Annotated in this window: 16 protein-coding genes; 1 reads left to right on the top strand and 15 read right to left on the bottom strand. The window is 66.1% G+C overall.

The window, feature by feature from the left end; genetic code table 11:
- Nucleotides 1-327 precede the first annotated feature (327 nt).
- Entirely contained in the window at nucleotides 328-1,581 is a 1,254-nt protein-coding gene (murA, locus tag A5698_RS20255) for a UDP-N-acetylglucosamine 1-carboxyvinyltransferase (protein WP_067088726.1), read from the bottom strand.
- Nucleotides 1,582-1,651: 70 nt separating this feature from the next.
- Here murA and A5698_RS20250 point away from each other — a divergent pair, with 70 nt between their 5' ends.
- Complete coding sequence (locus tag A5698_RS20250) at nucleotides 1,652-2,230, top strand: cob(I)yrinic acid a,c-diamide adenosyltransferase (protein WP_067088723.1); 579 nt, start codon at nucleotides 1,652-1,654, stop codon at nucleotides 2,228-2,230.
- Here A5698_RS20250 and A5698_RS20245 read toward each other — a convergent pair.
- From A5698_RS20245 to prfA, 14 genes are all read right to left on the bottom strand, one after another.
- The gene (locus tag A5698_RS20245) at nucleotides 2,227-2,673 is read right to left on the bottom strand and encodes a DUF2550 domain-containing protein (protein ID WP_068300448.1); all 447 of its coding nucleotides are present in this window, start codon (nucleotides 2,671-2,673) and stop codon (nucleotides 2,227-2,229) included. The genes A5698_RS20250 and A5698_RS20245 overlap by 4 nt on opposite strands.
- 39 nt (nucleotides 2,674-2,712) lie before the next feature.
- Complete coding sequence (locus A5698_RS20240) at nucleotides 2,713-3,078, bottom strand: F0F1 ATP synthase subunit epsilon (RefSeq protein WP_067088720.1); 366 nt, start codon at nucleotides 3,076-3,078, stop codon at nucleotides 2,713-2,715.
- Between the two features lie 2 nt (nucleotides 3,079-3,080).
- Nucleotides 3,081-4,589 carry a F0F1 ATP synthase subunit beta gene (atpD, locus tag A5698_RS20235; protein WP_067088717.1) on the bottom strand — a complete coding sequence of 503 codons (1,509 nt, stop codon included), beginning with the start codon at nucleotides 4,587-4,589 and terminating at the stop codon, nucleotides 3,081-3,083.
- 22 nt (nucleotides 4,590-4,611) lie between these two features.
- Nucleotides 4,612-5,538, bottom strand: coding sequence for a F0F1 ATP synthase subunit gamma (locus tag A5698_RS20230; protein ID WP_067088715.1), 927 nt, complete (start codon nucleotides 5,536-5,538; stop codon nucleotides 4,612-4,614).
- A 13-nt stretch (nucleotides 5,539-5,551) separates the two neighbouring features.
- Entirely contained in the window at nucleotides 5,552-7,198 is a 1,647-nt protein-coding gene (gene atpA, locus A5698_RS20225) for a F0F1 ATP synthase subunit alpha (RefSeq protein ID WP_067088712.1), read from the bottom strand.
- Nucleotides 7,199-7,278: 80 nt separating this feature from the next.
- Nucleotides 7,279-8,610 carry a F0F1 ATP synthase subunit B/delta gene (locus tag A5698_RS20220; protein WP_068300444.1) on the bottom strand — a complete coding sequence of 444 codons (1,332 nt, stop codon included), beginning with the start codon at nucleotides 8,608-8,610 and terminating at the stop codon, nucleotides 7,279-7,281.
- A gap of 5 nt (nucleotides 8,611-8,615) precedes the next feature.
- Nucleotides 8,616-9,134, bottom strand: coding sequence for a F0F1 ATP synthase subunit B (locus A5698_RS20215; protein WP_067088706.1), 519 nt, complete (start codon nucleotides 9,132-9,134; stop codon nucleotides 8,616-8,618).
- Nucleotides 9,135-9,142: 8 nt separating this feature from the next.
- Nucleotides 9,143-9,391: a F0F1 ATP synthase subunit C gene (locus tag A5698_RS20210; protein WP_059100228.1), complete on the bottom strand. Its 249-nt coding sequence runs from the start codon at nucleotides 9,389-9,391 to the stop codon at nucleotides 9,143-9,145.
- Between the two features lie 65 nt (nucleotides 9,392-9,456).
- Nucleotides 9,457-10,245, bottom strand: a complete 789-nt coding sequence (gene atpB / locus A5698_RS20205; protein WP_067088703.1) for a F0F1 ATP synthase subunit A — start codon at nucleotides 10,243-10,245, stop codon at nucleotides 9,457-9,459.
- The gene (locus A5698_RS20200) at nucleotides 10,242-10,688 is read right to left on the bottom strand and encodes an ATP synthase subunit I (RefSeq protein WP_067088700.1); all 447 of its coding nucleotides are present in this window, start codon (nucleotides 10,686-10,688) and stop codon (nucleotides 10,242-10,244) included. Before A5698_RS20200 ends, atpB begins: the two co-directional genes overlap by 4 nt.
- Nucleotides 10,689-10,924: 236 nt before the next feature.
- Entirely contained in the window at nucleotides 10,925-12,142 is a 1,218-nt protein-coding gene (locus A5698_RS20195; protein ID WP_197500678.1) for a glycosyltransferase family 4 protein, read from the bottom strand.
- 2 nt (nucleotides 12,143-12,144) lie between these two features.
- Nucleotides 12,145-12,798 (bottom strand): L-threonylcarbamoyladenylate synthase, encoded by a 654-nt coding sequence (locus A5698_RS20190; RefSeq protein ID WP_068300442.1) that lies wholly within the window; start codon nucleotides 12,796-12,798, stop codon nucleotides 12,145-12,147.
- Nucleotides 12,795-13,676 carry a peptide chain release factor N(5)-glutamine methyltransferase gene (gene prmC, locus A5698_RS20185; RefSeq protein ID WP_068300439.1) on the bottom strand — a complete coding sequence of 294 codons (882 nt, stop codon included), beginning with the start codon at nucleotides 13,674-13,676 and terminating at the stop codon, nucleotides 12,795-12,797. The genes A5698_RS20190 and prmC overlap by 4 nt, the downstream gene beginning before the upstream one ends.
- Entirely contained in the window at nucleotides 13,673-14,761 is a 1,089-nt protein-coding gene (prfA, locus tag A5698_RS20180; RefSeq protein WP_068300437.1) for a peptide chain release factor 1, read from the bottom strand. The genes prmC and prfA overlap by 4 nt, the downstream gene beginning before the upstream one ends.
- Between the last annotated feature and the right edge of the window lie 85 nt (nucleotides 14,762-14,846).

The raw sequence follows: 14,846 nt of genomic DNA, 5'->3' as shown, positions 1-14,846 counted from the left end.
TAGTCCGAAAAAATTCGACCATAACCAAAGACACCAAAAACTGGCATCAAAAAACATCCACCCCTAAACGGGAAAAAAGAGGCAGACAAAAAACAACAAACAAAAACCACCAAACACACTATTGAGTTCTCAAACAACACACCCGCTTTTGGGGCAACCCTGCCAGTCTATACCGATCTCGACAGAGACGTCAAACCCCGTCCTCCAGTCCGATTGGCCTGGGGCCGTGGGCTTCTCACAAGAGGATACGCCAGACCCGCGGAATCCCCAAAAGGGGGGTTACGTACGACGGGCAGCCCCGCGGCGGGACCCCGAATCCAGTCGGAATCAGGCCACTCGCTCGATTTCCGCGCCCAGGCTCTTGAGGTTCTCGACGAACAACGGATAGCCCCGGTCGATGTGGAAGACGTCGTGGACCTCGGTGTCGCCATCGGCGACCAGACCGGCCAGCACCAGCCCGGCGCCGGCTCGAATGTCTGAGGACCAGACCGGCGCACTGGAGAGCTGCGGGATCCCCCGAATCACCGCGTGGTGGCCGTCGGTCCTGGCATCGGCGCCGAGGCGGACCATCTCCTCCACGAACCGGAAGCGCGCCTCGAACACGTTCTCGGTGATCATCGACGTGCCGTCGGCGATCGACGCCAGCGCGATCGCCATCGGCTGCAGGTCGGTCGGAAAACCAGGAAACGGCAGCGTCGCGACGTTGACCGCCTTCGGGCGCTCGTACTGGACGACGCGGAACCCGTCGTCGGACTGCGTGACGGTGGCCCCGGCGTCGTGCAGCTTGTGCAGCACCAGCTGCAGGTGCTGCGGGTCCACGCCCGTCACCGAGATGTCGCCGTGTGTCATCGCCGCGGCGATCCCCCACGTCGCAGCCACGATGCGGTCGCCGATCACCCGGTGCTCGGTCGGGTAGAGCCGGTCGACGCCGGTGATCGTCATCGTCGAGGTGCCCGCGCCGGAGATCTGCGCGCCCATCTGGTTGAGCATCGCGCAGAGATCGACCACGTCGGGTTCGCGCGCGGCGTTGTGGATGGTGGTGACGCCCTCGGCGACGACGGCCGCCATCAGGATGTTCTCCGTCGCGCCGACGGACGGGAACTCCAGCTGGATCTCCGCGCCGCGGAGGTGATCCGCCTCGGCCACCACGCAACCGTGCTCGATGTTGCACCGCGCCCCCAGCTGCCGCAGGCCGGCCTGGTGCATGTCCAGCGGCCGCGACCCGATCGCGTCGCCACCCGGCAACGCAACCTTAGCCCGCTTGCAGCGCCCCACGAGCGGTCCCAACACACACACCGACGCGCGGAACTGGCGGACCGCGGCAAAGTCGGCGTCGTACTTGGGTTCGTCGGGCGAAGTGATTCGCACGACGTCGCCGTTCAGTTCGACGGTGGCACCCAGACCGCGAAGCACCTCTGCCATCAGGGGTACGTCGAGGATGTCCGGACAATTGGTGATCGTGCTGGTGCCCTCGGCCAGCAACGTCGCAGCCATCAGCTTCAGAACGCTGTTCTTGGCCCCCCCGACGGCAACTTCGCCAGATAACCGGTTTCCGCCGGTCACCACGAATCGCTCGCTCACGCGGGTTAGTTTAAACAGCGTCGCGAGCCGTGTCAGTTTCCTTGGCTACTGGTTCCGGTACGGTTTGACCATGGCGGTCCATCTCACCCGGATATACACGCGAACGGGCGATGACGGCACCACGGGGCTCAGCGATTTCAGCAGGGTGTCCAAGAACGACGCCCGCCTTGTGGCATACGCCGACTGCGACGAAATCAACGCCGCCATCGGCGTCGCCATCGCCCTGGGAAACCCCGGCGAGCAAATGTCGAAGGTGCTCAAGCAGATTCAGAACGACCTCTTCGACGCCGGCGCTGACCTGTCGACTCCGGTGGTCGAGAACCCCGAACACCCGCCGCTGCGGATCGCCCAAAGCTACATCGACCGACTCGAATCCTGGTGCGACGAGTTCAACGAGGCGCTGCCGGCCCTGAATTCGTTTGTGCTGCCGGGCGGTACTCCCCTCTCGGCGCTCCTGCACGTGGCCCGCACGGTCGCGCGCCGCGCCGAGAGGTCCGCATGGGCCGCGGTGGACGCGCACGGTGACGCGATCAGCGTGCTCCCCGCGAAATACCTGAACAGGCTGTCGGATCTGCTGTTCATCCTGTCGCGTGTGGCCAACCCCGGCGGTGATGTGCTGTGGCAACCCGGCGGTCCGGCAACGGATTAGAAGCTTCGGCGTCGCGCCCGAGGTGACGGGCGTGACTCCAACCAGGACAGAAACGCTGTCAGGGCACCACGATCCAACGCGATCTCATAGCCGCGGCGCCGTTCTGGGCTGGTGTCGCGCAGTTCGAGCACGACGATCTCGTCCGTCATGATGTCGAATTCGTCGCCGCGCGGTCCCCGCCGCGACACGATCTCCAGGCCGCGTCGGCTCAGCCGGCGATCCGGCCACCAGCGCAGGCTCGACAACCGGTAGAACCCGGCTTCGCCGCCGCGGTAACGCATTACACCGTGGCGCCAGCCGTGCCCGCCGACGGCAGGCACATCGCGCAGGATCGCCGCGGTACCGCCTACCTGTCGCAGCTTCCACAGCCGGTAGGACAGCGCGACGACGACGAAAAGCAGCACGCAGATCAGCGCGACCATGAGGAACATGAGCGCGCTCATCTGTCTATCCCGTCGCTCCGCTCGCCCAGGTGCCGACCGCTAGTCGATCTGGCCCAGGGCGCGAAGCCTCGCTCGACCCTTTGCGGCTACGGCGGGATCGTCGGACTCGGAGTCCTGGCGCGCACGGTCGGCGTTGATCTCCGACTCGAGTTCGGCGGACTCCGCAAGGATGATCACGCTTTCGTCGGTGACCGACATGAATCCGCCGTCGACCGCGATGCGCAGGTCCTCCTCGCCCTCTCGCTCGACGCGCACCATGGCGTCGTCGACGAGCTGAGCGACGAGGGGGATGTGGCGGGGCAGGATGCCGATCTCACCCGCAGTGGTGCGGGTGAAGACGAACGTCGCCTTACCCGACCAGACCTCCCGCTCGACGGCGACAATGTCGACGTCTAATTCCGCCATCGCTATTCGTCCTTGCCGGCGTCGCCGTTCGAATCCGTCTGTGCCGGAGCACCGTCACCACTGCCGGCATCCATCTTGGCGCCGAGACTCTCGGCCTTCTTCTCCAGATCCTCGAGACCGCCGATGAGGAAGAACGCCTGCTCCGGAAGATGGTCGAAATCGCCCTTGGTCAGCTTGTCGAACGCCTCGATGGTCTCCTTCAGCGGAACCGTCGAACCCGGCTGACCGGTGAACTGCTCGGCCGCCATCATGTTCTGCGACAGGAAGCGCTCGATGCGACGGGCACGCTGCACCAGCTGCTTGTCCTCCTCGGCCAGTTCGTCGATACCGAGGATCGCGATGATGTCCTGAAGGTCCTTGTAGCGCTGCAGGATTCGGATGACCTCTTGCGCGACGCGGTAGTGCTCGTCACCGACCACGCTCGGGTCGAGGATCGTCGAGCTGGAGGCCAGCGGGTCCACCGCCGGGAAGATGCCCTTCGAGAACACCGACCGGCTCAGCTCGGTCGTGGCGTCGAGGTGCGCGAACGTCGTCGCGGGCGCCGGGTCGGTGTAGTCGTCGGCGGGCACGTAGACGGCCTGCATCGAGGTGATCGAGTGACCACGGGTCGAGGTGATGCGCTCCTGCAGCTCACCCATCTCGTCGGCCAGGGTCGGCTGGTAACCCACCGCGGAAGGCATGCGGCCCAGCAGCGTCGAGACCTCCGAACCCGCCTGGGTGAACCGGAAGATGTTGTCGATGAACAACAGCACGTCCTGGCCCTGCTCGTCGCGGAAGAACTCGGCCATCGTCAACGCGGACAACGCGACTCGCATACGCGTGCCCGGCGGCTCGTCCATCTGACCGAACACCAGCGCGGTGTCCTTGAGCACGTCGGCGTCCGCGAGCTCGACCCACAGGTCGTTGCCCTCACGGGTGCGCTCACCCACACCGGCGAACACCGAGGTGCCGCCGAAGTTGCGGGCGATGCGGTTGATCATCTCCTGGATCAACACGGTCTTGCCCACGCCGGCGCCGCCGAACAGGGCGATCTTGCCGCCGCGGACGTACGGGGTCAGCAGGTCGACGACCTTGAGGCCGGTCTCGAGCATCTCGGTCTTGGGCTCGAGCTGGTCGAAGGCCGGCGGCTTGCGGTGAATCGACCAGCGATCGAAATCCTTGCCGTAGCCGGGCTCGTCCAGGCAGTCACCGAGCGCGTTGAACACGTGGCCCTTGACGCCGTCGCCGACCGGCACCGAGATCGAGTTGCCGGTGTCGCTCACCTCGACGCCACGCACCAGGCCGTCGGTCGGCTGCATGGAGATGCAGCGCACGAGGTTGTCGCCGAGGTGCTGGGCGACCTCGAGGGTCAGCGTCTTCGCCAGGTCCTTGTAATTGATCTCGGCGTGCAGCGCGTTGAACAGTTCGGGCACGGAACCGCGCGGGAACTCGACGTCGACGACCGGGCCGGTGACACGTACGACGCGACCGGCGGTGTCGGTGCTGGTCGCTTTTTCAGCAGTAGCAGTCATTTGTCTTCTTCGCTTTCTGGGGCTACTTCTTGGCGGCGTCCGCAAGCGCGTTCGCGCCACCGACGATTTCGCTGATTTCCTGGGTGATCTGAGATTGCCGTTCGCGGTTGGCCATCAGGGTCAGATCCTTGATGAGGTCGTCGGCGTTGTCGGTCGCCGACTTCATGGCGCGTCGGCGAGAAGCCGACTCCGACGCCGCCGCCTCGAGCAGCGCGGCGAAGATGCGGGTGGAGATGTACCGGGGCAACAGAGCGCCGAAAAGCGTCTCGGCATCCGGCTCGAAGGAGAAGAGCGTATGCGGACCGGTGTCCTCTTCGCTGTACTCCACCACCATCGGGGCGATACGACGTGCGATCGCCGACTGCGACAGCATCGACTTGAATTCGGTGAAGACGATGTGCAGTTCGTCGACGCCGAGGACGTTGTCCGCGCCGGGATCGTCACCTTCGTCATCCATGCCCGCGGTGAACGCGTCGACCAACGTCGTCGCGATCTCCTGGGCGTTTTCGTAATCGGGCCGCTCGGAGAAACCGGTCCACGACTCCTGGATGTCCCAGTTACGGAAGCTGTAGTACCCGAGGGCCTTCCGGCCCACCACGTACAACACCGGCTCCTTGCCCTCCGAGCGCAGCAGCGAGAACAGCTCCTCGGACCTGCGGAAGATGTTCGCGTTGTATGCGCCGGCAAGGCCGCGGTCCGATGACACCACCAACACGCCGGCGCGCCGAGGGTTCTCACGCGCGACGAGCAGTGGATGATCCAGCGCGCTCGCGCTCGCCAGTTCGGTGAGCATGTTCGTGATCTCGCGGTCGTAGGGCCGAGCCGCCTCGACTCGGGCCTGCGCCTTGGCGATTCGCGACGTCGCGATCAGCTCCTGGGCTTTGGTGATCTTTTTGATCGAGCCCGCGGAGCGGATGCGGCCGCGCAATTCGCGCAGTGTGGCAGCCATCTGTGTTCAGGCCTTACTTCTTCTTCGGTGCGGGCTTGCGGACCTTCACCGATTCCTTTTCGACGTCTTCCTCGTCCATCGCCTCGACATGCTCGTCGGGCACGACCGAGCTGCCGTCGGTGGTGGCGAAGCCCTTCTTGAAGTCGTTGACGACCTTCTCGAGCTTCTCCTCGAGCTCCTCGGAGAGCTTCTTGCTCTCGCGGATCTCCTTGAGGATGCCCTCCTGCGACCCCTTCACGTGGTCGAGGAACTCGCGCTCGAACTTCTGAACGTCTTCGACGGGAACGGAATCCAGGTGACCCCTGGTGCCGAGGAAGATCGCGACGACCTGTTCCTCGACGGGCATCGGGCTGCTCTGCGGTTGCTTGAGCAGCTCGACGAGCCGTGCGCCGCGGTCCAGCTGCGCCTTCGACGTCTCATCCAGGTCAGAGGCGAACGCCGCGAACGACTCGAGCTCGCGGTACTGCGACAGGTCCAGACGCAGCGACCCGGCCACCTCTTTCATCGCCTTGATCTGCGCGGCGCCACCGACACGCGACACCGAGACACCGACGTTGATCGCCGGCCGGACACCCTGGTTGAAGAGGTCGGTCTCCAGGAAACACTGGCCGTCGGTGATCGAGATGACGTTGGTCGGGATGTACGCCGAAATGTCGTTGGCCTTGGTCTCGATGACCGGCAGACCGGTCAACGAGCCGCCCCCGAGCTCGTCGGAGAGCTTCGCGCAACGCTCCAGCAGGCGGGAGTGCAGGTAGAACACGTCACCCGGGTATGCCTCGCGGCCCGGCGGGCGACGCAGCAGCAGCGAGATCGCGCGGTACGCCTCGGCCTGCTTGGTGAGGTCGTCGAAGACGATCAGCACGTGCTTGCCGTCGTACATCCAGTGCTGGGCGATCGACGAGCCGGTGTACGGCGCAAGCCATTTGAAGCCGGCCGAGTCCGAGGCCGGCGCGGCGACGATGGTCGTGTAGTCCATCGCGCCACCGTCTTCGAGGGTCTGGCGCACGCTGGCGATCGTGGTGCCCTTCTGGCCGATCGCCACGTACACGCAGCGGACCTGCTGGTCGGGATCGCCGGTCTCCCAATTCTGTCGCTGGTTGAGGATCGTGTCCACGCACACCGCGGTCTTACCGGTCTTGCGGTCGCCGATGATCAGCTGCCGCTGTCCGCGTCCGATCGGGGTCTGGGAGTCGATGGCCTTGATACCGGTCTGCAGCGGCTCGCTCACGCCCTGGCGCTGCACCACCGACGGCGCCTGGAGCTCGAGCGCCCGACGCTCGGTCGTCTCGATCTCGCCGCGGCCGTCGATCGGCTGGCCCAGCGGGTTGACCACGCGGCCGAGGAAGGCGTCGCCCACGGGCACGGAGAGAACCTCGCCGGTGCGCTTGACCTGCTGACCCTCTTCGATCTTCTCGAAGTCACCGAGGATGACGGCGCCGATGCTGTGCTCATCGAGGTTCAGCGCAACGCCCAGCACGCCGCCGGGGAACTCCAGCAGCTCCTGGGTCATGACCGACGGGAGACCCTCGACGTGAGCGATACCGTCGCCCGCGTCGACAACGGTGCCGATCTCTTCGCGCTCGGTTTCCGCCTCGAAGCCGGCGACATACTCCTCGATCGCGCCCTGGATCTCATCCGCCGAGATCGTCAACTCTGCCATGGTCTTCTCCTCTTCGCGCGAGCGCTCATCGGCGGCTTTCTCGCTTTCCTACTTCGTGTATGGGTCTTGGTGTGGTCGGGTCAGTCGGGTAAGCGGGTCTCGGCCGCCGCCAGCTTCGACGCCAGCGAGCCGTCGATCACCTCATCGCCGACGGCGATCGTCAAGCCGCCGAGCAGTTCGGGGTTCACGTCGAGCTGAATCGACACCGGGCGGTCGTAGATACGGGTGAGCAGTTCGGTGAGCCGCTCGTTCTGGGCGTCGCTGAGCTCCGCGGCCGCGCGAACCTGCGCCACGACTTCGCCGCGGCGCGAGACGGCCAGATTCGCGAGTTCGCGAACGGCCTCGTCCGCGCGCTCACCGTGCAGCAGATCGAGCGTCTGGCGCAGCAAGTCCGCGGTGTTCTTGTTCGCTCGGCGTCCAAGAACGTTGTTCAGCAAGCTGATCCGGCCCTCCAGCGGGGCGGTGTACTCGCCGAGCAGCGAGATCAGACGCGGCTCGGAATCGAGGATGCGGCTGAACCTGAACAGCTGGTCTTCGACGTCCTCGATCTGACCTTCACCCTCGGCCCGCACCAGAAGGGCCAGCCTGGCGACGTGCTGAATGCTGTGGATCAGATCCGACGTGCTCGACCAACGCTGCGACGCAGCGCTTTTGAGGATGTCGAGGGCGGGATCCGACACCTGGCCCGAGAGCAGACGCTCGACGAGCCGGACCTTGGGTTCATCGGCGCTCGACGGATCGGACAGGTGCCGCGAGAGCACGGCCTCGCCACGCAGCAGCTTCGCCGTGGAGGCCAGGTCGTCCGCCAGCCGCGTCAGCCCGTCCGCGTCGAGACCGGAAACAGCGGCGTCGAAACGCTCGACCACCTGCCCCAGCGAGTCACGGCTTGCCGCACGCAGTTTCGCTGTGGCGCTGTCCGAGAAGGTCGTCGTCGACGGGGCCATCTCGTCGAGCTCCGCGAGGAACCGGTCGACGGTCGCGGACTGCTCGGAGCTGTCGGACACGAAGTTGCGCACGATGTCGCCCGCCCGCTGTACCGACTCGGCGCCGAGGCTCTGCCTCAGCTCACGGACCAGCTGCTGGCGCAGCAGCTGAACCTGTTGCGCGCCTTGGGTCTTGATCCGCTCCAACTCCTGGTCGGCCTGCACGCGAAGCTGCTCGGCGATCTTCTCGGCGTCCCGTCGAGCCTCCTCGATCACCTCTGCGGCCTCGGATTTGGCCTGTTCCAGAGCCTTCGCATGCTCGGTGTCGGCGTCGGCCACCTTCTTCTCGGCCTCGGCGTGCTCCTCGAGCTGCCTGCGAACGGTCTCCTTCTGGGCGACCATCATCCGTCGCACCAGAGGCACGACGTACCGCACCAAGATGAAGACGATGAGCGCGAAACCGATGAGCTGTCCGATGAATGTCGACATGCGCGTCAGCTCCCCTGGCCCGTCGATACCGGAACGGTCCGAGTCGTGACATCGACGCCGAGAACACGGCTCGCCAGATTCGCCGCCAAGGTCTCGACCGACGCCTGGAGGTCGGAGGTCAAGTCCCTGGACTGTCGCGTCAGCTCCTCGTTGGCCTGCTGGAGCAGAGTCGACACCTCGGTGTGGGCGCGGGTCCGCGCCTCCTCGACGATCTGACGTCCCTCGGCGCGGGCTTCCTCACGGACATTCGTCGCCTCGCGGCGAGCGTTCGCCATCACCTCGCGGTAGTCGGCTTCGGCGGCAGCCCGCAGCTGGGCTGCCCGCCTGTTGTCCTCAGTCGTCTTGTGCACCATCGCTTCGCGCTCGTGCAGCACCTTGGAAATCGGTGGCACGACCCACTTCGCGATCACGCCGAGCACGATCAGGAAGATGAGCAGCACGAAGAAGAAAGTGCCGTTGGGGATGAGGAAGTTGCTCTGTCCGCCTTCCTCTGCCGCCAACAGAACGACGTTCGAGTCAGCCATGGCCGGGATTAACCGCCGACCGGGGTGGCGAAGACGAACAGCGCCATGAACGCCAGGTTGATGAAGTACGCCGCCTCGACCAGACCCACTGTGATGAAGAACGGAGTGAACAGTCGGCCCTGCGCCTCGGGCTGCCGAGCGATGCCGGCGATCAACGCGTTACCCGCGATGCCGTCACCGATACCGGCACCGATTGCGCCGCCGGCCATGATCAGTCCACCGCCGATGAGCGCGCCGGCAGCGATAGTGGGATCCATTCCTTATCCTCCTTGATAACTGGTAGCTGTCCTACCAGGTTGTGGGTCCTGCTTGTTCGGTTCGGCTAGTGGTGGTCTTCTTCGAGTTCCATCGACTGGCTGAAGTACAAGATCGTCAACAGCGCGAAGATGAAGGCCTGGATCGCGCCGACGAACAAGTCGAAGCTCTTCCAGATCGCGTTCGGCAACCACATGATGTACGGCGGGAACAGCGCGATCAGCGCGACCAGGATGCCGCCGGCGAAGATGTTGCCGAAGAGTCGCAGCGACAACGAGACCGGCTTGGCGATCTCCTCGACGAGGTTGATCGGGGCCAGGATCGTGACGTGGCCCTTGAGCACTCGCCACGGGTGGCCGAGCGGACCGCGGCGCCAGAAGCCGGCGGCGTGGTAGGCGATGAACACGAACAACGCCAGCGCCAACACGAAGTTGATGTCGGATGCCGGGGGCTTCAGTAGCTCGTGAATCGCGCCGCTGGAGTCGGTGTACTGCACCGGCAGCACCGACAGCCAGTTGGCGATCAGGATGAAGACGAACAACGTCACGGCGAGCGGCAGGACGAACGGGGCGATCTTCATTCCTATCGCGGCCTCGACCTGGTTGCGCGTCTGCACCGTGATGGCTTCCCAGAACAGCTGCACGCCAGAGGGAACGCCGCTCGAGGTGACCTTGGCCCGCAGGTAGAAGGCGAGGCCGAGCACGATCACCGCGGCGATGGCCGTGGCGAGCACAGTGTCGGTGTTCACCGTCAGCCCGAACCAGTGCGCCTCCGTGTGGTGGCCGACCTGGATTCCGGATTCGGCGGCCAGGATCGTGGTCTGAGCCGATTGGCCGGCGACATCAAATCCCGTCATTGCTGCGGAGCCTCTCCTTCGAGTCCGTCACCGGCACCTGCCTTGAGCTTCTTCATCACCGGCAGCGCCGTGGAAATAACAAGCAATACCTGGAACAGCGCCATGCCAAACACCACGCCCAGACCCTGGGGCCGGAAGATGAATGCGATGGTCAACCCGATGACGGTCATGATCAGCAGCCGGGTCGCGGAGTTGAGCGCCATCTTGCGCTTGAGCGGATGTTCTTCGGCCGTAATGGAATCCACCGAGCGCTGCACCAGAACGGCGTTGAGCAAACCGAGGCCGAGCCCGACACCGAAGAACACCCCTACCATCGGATGATCGAGCAGCGCGGCAACGGCGGTCACGATGCCGGCGAAGACCAGGCAGATCACGAACAGGCGCAACGGCCGGAAGGCAACCGAGGGGAACACCAACGGCGCGTCCTGCGCTGGCGTCGTCACAACTTCACCTCAATCCGCGGTCACGGTGGCTGCCCCGATGATTTGCGTGCGTGGCGCCCTGAGCGTATCGGAGGGCGGTTGGCTCGCAGAAATCACCCACGGGGCAGCTCCCTTTGTCGGTCGTGGTTCCGTGCCGATCGGTAATGAACCGATGGCCCGGGGGCCGGCAACCCGCGAGGTTATTTCGGGTTCTGAATGCACCCTAACACATGGTGGGAGGCACAAAAGGGGGTCTACTACTTTTCGTCGTACATCGGCTGAAATTGGCCGTTTCGACGGCGCAGAAGAGGAATCAAGGTCACCACGACGGCGACCAGAATCGCGGCCAACATGACCGCTCCGCTGTAGCGCGGATCGAAGAAGATCGTGCTGGCCGCGCCGAAGCAGACGATGCTGACCCACAGATAGATCACCAGGACCACCCGCCGGTGCGAATGACCGATCTGCAGCAACCGGTGATGCAGGTGCATCTTGTCCGGCGTCGTGAAGTGCACGCCCGCCCTGGTGCGCCGGATGATCGCCAGCAGTGTGTCGAGCGCCGGCACGAACATCACCGCGACGACGAGCAGGAACGGCGACAGCAGTGCGAACACGTCGCGCACCCCGTACGCCGTCTGCGAGATGGGCCCGGCGGCCGTGGTCGAGGCCGCCGCGAGCATCAGGCCGATCAGCATCGAACCGGAGTCGCCCATGAAGATCTTGGCCGGGTGGAAGTTGTGCGGCAGAAAGCCGAGGCAGACCCCGGCCAGCACCACCGAGATCACCGCGGGCGGGTAGAACAGCACGTCGCCGCCGTGGTCGCGCAGCAGCCCGACCGAGAAGATGCAGATCGCCGACGCGGTGATCAGCCCGAGCCCGGCGGCGAGGCCGTCGAGGCCGTCGATGAAGTTCATCGCGTTGACAATCGACACCGTCAGCGCCAGCGTCAGCAGGATCGACGACACCTGATCGAGGACGATCGTGCCGACGCCGCCGATCGGGATGTAGAGCACGCTCCACGCGACGCCCATGGTGACGAGCACGCTCGCCGCGGTGATCTGGCCCGCGAATTTCGTCAGCGAGTCCAAACCCCAACGGTCGTCGATCAAGCCGACAACCATGATCAGGCCGCCGGCGACGACGACCGCGGGCATGCCGCTCGAATAGACAAAACCTCGCGTCAACGCCGGTAGCTGGGACGCGAGCAGCACAGCGAACGCGACGCCGATGTACATCGCGAGCCCGCCCATCCGCGGAATCGGTTGCGCGTGCACGTCGCGGTCGCGCGGAATCGCGACAGCACCAAGGCGACGCGCGAGGACCCGGACCCACCCGGTGGCGAAATACGTGATGATCGCCGCCGTCAGGCCGACCAGCGCGAGCTCCCGGATCGGTACACCCGCACCGCGATCGTTGAGTGCCAGCAGCGTGTCGGTGGCGTAGACCACCGGTGAACCGTACTGCACGAAAGTCAATCTCAGCCCGTCAAAGTCGTCGGGTCCACACCGAGTACCCCGGCGATCGCCTCCACGCTGACCGGCCCTTGACGCAATACGCGCGGATCCGCGCCGGTGAGGTCGACGATCGTCGACGCCGCCTGTTGCTCGGAGGGCCCGGCTTCCAGATACACCTCGACCCGTTCGCCGAGTTGTTCGCGCGCCGCTTCGGCGGTGACCGCCGGCGGACGCCCGGAAACGTTGGCACTGGAGACCGCCATCGGGCCGACCGCTCGCAGCAGTTCGATCGCCACCGGGTGTAACGGCATGCGCAGCATCACGGTTCCGTGCGCGTCGCCGAGGTCCCAGTGCAGCGACGGCGCTTGGCGTACGACGAGGCTCAGTGCGCCCGGCCAGAAGGCGCGGATGAGTTCGCGGGCACTGCTCGGCACGTTGAACACCAGGCCTTCGATCGTGTGCCACGAACCGACGAGGACGGGCACGGGCATGTCGCGGCCGCGCCCCTTGGCGGCGAGCAGGGCGGCGACTGCTTCGCTGTCGAACGCGTCCGCACCGATGCCGTAGACGGTGTCGGTCGGCAGGACGACGAGGCGCCCGCCCTTGAGCGCGCTGATCGCTGACGCGATGCCCGTCTCACGCTGCTCGGCGTCGGAGCAGTCGAACACCTGACTCATGCCGCGGGTCCTCCTTCGGGGGTCCTCCGTGCGGTCACGAACCGCGGCCGCTCGACGAGATCGCACCGCGCGACGATGTCGTCGAAATGCCTTGACCGGCGGAAACATTCGGCGGTGCGGTCCGAGGTCGTGTCGTCGTGCTCGATGGCGAGCAGCCCTCCCGCGCGCAGCCATCGCGCCGAGAGACCGACGATCGCCTCGATCACGCGCATGCCGTCCGGTCCTCCGAACAACGCGTGGGCCGGATCATGTTCGGCCACTTCAGGTTCCAGCTGCGCCCCGTCGGGAATGTAGGGCGGGTTCGCGACGACGAGGTCAACCACCCCGTCGAGTTCGGGCAGCAGTCCGGGCTGGGTCACATCGGCGTCGACGATCTCGACGGCCGCGTTGGCGAGATTGCGGCGTGTGTAGTCGAGCGCGGCCCCGGAGTCCTCGACGGCGACGATGCGTGCGTCGGGCCAGTTCGTCGACAGTGCCAGCGCCAGCGCACCGCTGCCGGTGCACAGGTCGACGATCACGGGAGCGTCGGGCAGTTTCTGCGCGACCGCCCATTCCAGCAGGGCCTCGGTCTCGGGCCGTGGGATGAACACGCCGGGACCGACAGCCACCTCGACCGGGCCGAACGGTGCGGTGCCGACGAGGTGCTGCAGCGGGATGCGGCGGGCGCGCCGGGCGATGAGCTCGCCGTAGCGATCAGCGAAGTCGGGCCCGGCCTCGACGAGGCGAAGGCGGCCGCGATCGATACCCAGCGCGTACGCGGCCAGCAGTTCGGCGTCGACGCGCGGCGCCGCGACACCCGCCTCGGCCAGCACCGCCGCCGCGGCGTCGATGAGCCGGCTCAACGGCGTGGATGCCGGCGCCGGGCTTGGCCGGGTCATGTGGCCTGCAGTCTCGCCTGTTTGTCGGCGGCGGCCAACGCATCGAACAGATCGTCGAGGTCACCGTCGAGCACCTGGTCGAGGTTGTGCGCCTTGAAGTTGATCCGGTGGTCGGCGATCCGGTTCTCCGGGAAGTTGTAGGTGCGGATCCGCTCGCTGCGGTCGACGGTGCGGATCTGGCTGGCGCGGTCGGCCGAGGCGTCGGCCTGCGCCTGCTCCTCGGCGAGCGCCTGCAGCCGCGCCGCGAGCACCTGCATCGCGCGGGCCTTGTTCTGCAGCTGAGAGCGTTCGTTCTGACAGGTCACGACGATGCCCGTGGGCAGGTGGGTGATGCGCACCGCGGAGTCCGTGGTGTTGACGCCCTGACCGCCCTTGCCCGAGGACCGGTAGACGTCGATGCGCAGATCCGACTCGTCGATCTGCACCTCTTCGACCTCTTCGGGCTCCGGGTAGACGAGGACGCCGGCCGCCGACGTGTGCACCCGGCCCTGCGACTCGGTGACCGGAACGCGTTGCACCCGGTGCACACCGCCCTCGAACTTCAGCCGTGACCACACCCCGTCGGCGGAGTCACCCTTGCTGCGGATCGACAGCGTCGCGTCCTTGTAGCCGCCAAGGTCGGAGAAGGTCTCGTCGAGCACGGTGACGGTCCAGCCGTGGCGTTCGGCGTACCGGATGTACATCCTGGCCAGATCCGCGGCGAACAGCGCCGATTCCTCGCCGCCCTCCCCCGACTTGACCTCGAGGACGATGTCGTCGGCGTCGTGCGGGTCGCGGGGCGCCAGCAGGTCGGTCAGCTGGGTGTCGAGTTGTTCGACGGTAGCCGCGAGCTCGTCGACCTCGGCCGCGAACGACGGGTCGTCGGCCGCCAGCTCGCGCGCTGTCTCCAGGTCGCCGCGGGCAGCCTCGAGCTTGCGATACGTCGAGACGATCGGCGAGACCTGCGCGAAGCGCCTGCCCACCTTGCGGGCCCGGCCGGCGTCGGCGTGCAGCTCCGGGTCGCTGAGTTGGCGTTCGAGGTCGGCATGCTCGGCCAGCAGCGCGTCGATCGCGCCCGGCTGGGCCGGGGATTCAGCGCGAGCCATGTCGACCTCCTCTTCGTGACCCCTCGTGAACGCAAACCGGCGCCCGGCCTGGCCGCTGATGCGGCAGATCGGGCGCCGGAAGGGA

Origin of the sequence: Mycobacterium sp. E136 (assembly GCF_001666865.1) — a bacterium.
Lineage (GTDB): Bacteria > Actinomycetota > Actinomycetes > Mycobacteriales > Mycobacteriaceae > Mycobacterium.
The sequence above is the reverse complement of the archived record's forward strand: the minus strand, read 5'-3'. Positions and strand labels throughout refer to the sequence as shown.

What these genes read in the sequence shown, in the direction of transcription:
- A5698_RS20250 (WP_067088723.1), top strand. Translation starts at nt 1,652, where the DNA reads ATGGCGGTCCATCTCACCCGGATATACACGCGAACGGGCGATGACGGC.
- A5698_RS20245 (WP_068300448.1), bottom strand. Translation starts at nt 2,673, where the DNA reads ATGAGCGCGCTCATGTTCCTCATGGTCGCGCTGATCTGCGTGCTGCTT.
- A5698_RS20240 (WP_067088720.1), bottom strand. Translation starts at nt 3,078, where the DNA reads ATGGCGGAATTAGACGTCGACATTGTCGCCGTCGAGCGGGAGGTCTGG.
- atpD (WP_067088717.1), bottom strand. Translation starts at nt 4,589, where the DNA reads ATGACTGCTACTGCTGAAAAAGCGACCAGCACCGACACCGCCGGTCGC.
- A5698_RS20230 (WP_067088715.1), bottom strand. Translation starts at nt 5,538, where the DNA reads ATGGCTGCCACACTGCGCGAATTGCGCGGCCGCATCCGCTCCGCGGGC.
- atpA (WP_067088712.1), bottom strand. Translation starts at nt 7,198, where the DNA reads ATGGCAGAGTTGACGATCTCGGCGGATGAGATCCAGGGCGCGATCGAG.
- A5698_RS20220 (WP_068300444.1), bottom strand. Translation starts at nt 8,610, where the DNA reads ATGTCGACATTCATCGGACAGCTCATCGGTTTCGCGCTCATCGTCTTC.
- A5698_RS20215 (WP_067088706.1), bottom strand. Translation starts at nt 9,134, where the DNA reads ATGGCTGACTCGAACGTCGTTCTGTTGGCGGCAGAGGAAGGCGGACAG.
- A5698_RS20210 (WP_059100228.1), bottom strand. Translation starts at nt 9,391, where the DNA reads ATGGATCCCACTATCGCTGCCGGCGCGCTCATCGGCGGTGGACTGATC.
- atpB (WP_067088703.1), bottom strand. Translation starts at nt 10,245, where the DNA reads ATGACGGGATTTGATGTCGCCGGCCAATCGGCTCAGACCACGATCCTG.
- A5698_RS20190 (WP_068300442.1), bottom strand. Translation starts at nt 12,798, where the DNA reads ATGAGTCAGGTGTTCGACTGCTCCGACGCCGAGCAGCGTGAGACGGGC.
- prmC (WP_068300439.1), bottom strand. Translation starts at nt 13,676, where the DNA reads ATGACCCGGCCAAGCCCGGCGCCGGCATCCACGCCGTTGAGCCGGCTC.
- prfA (WP_068300437.1), bottom strand. Translation starts at nt 14,761, where the DNA reads ATGGCTCGCGCTGAATCCCCGGCCCAGCCGGGCGCGATCGACGCGCTG.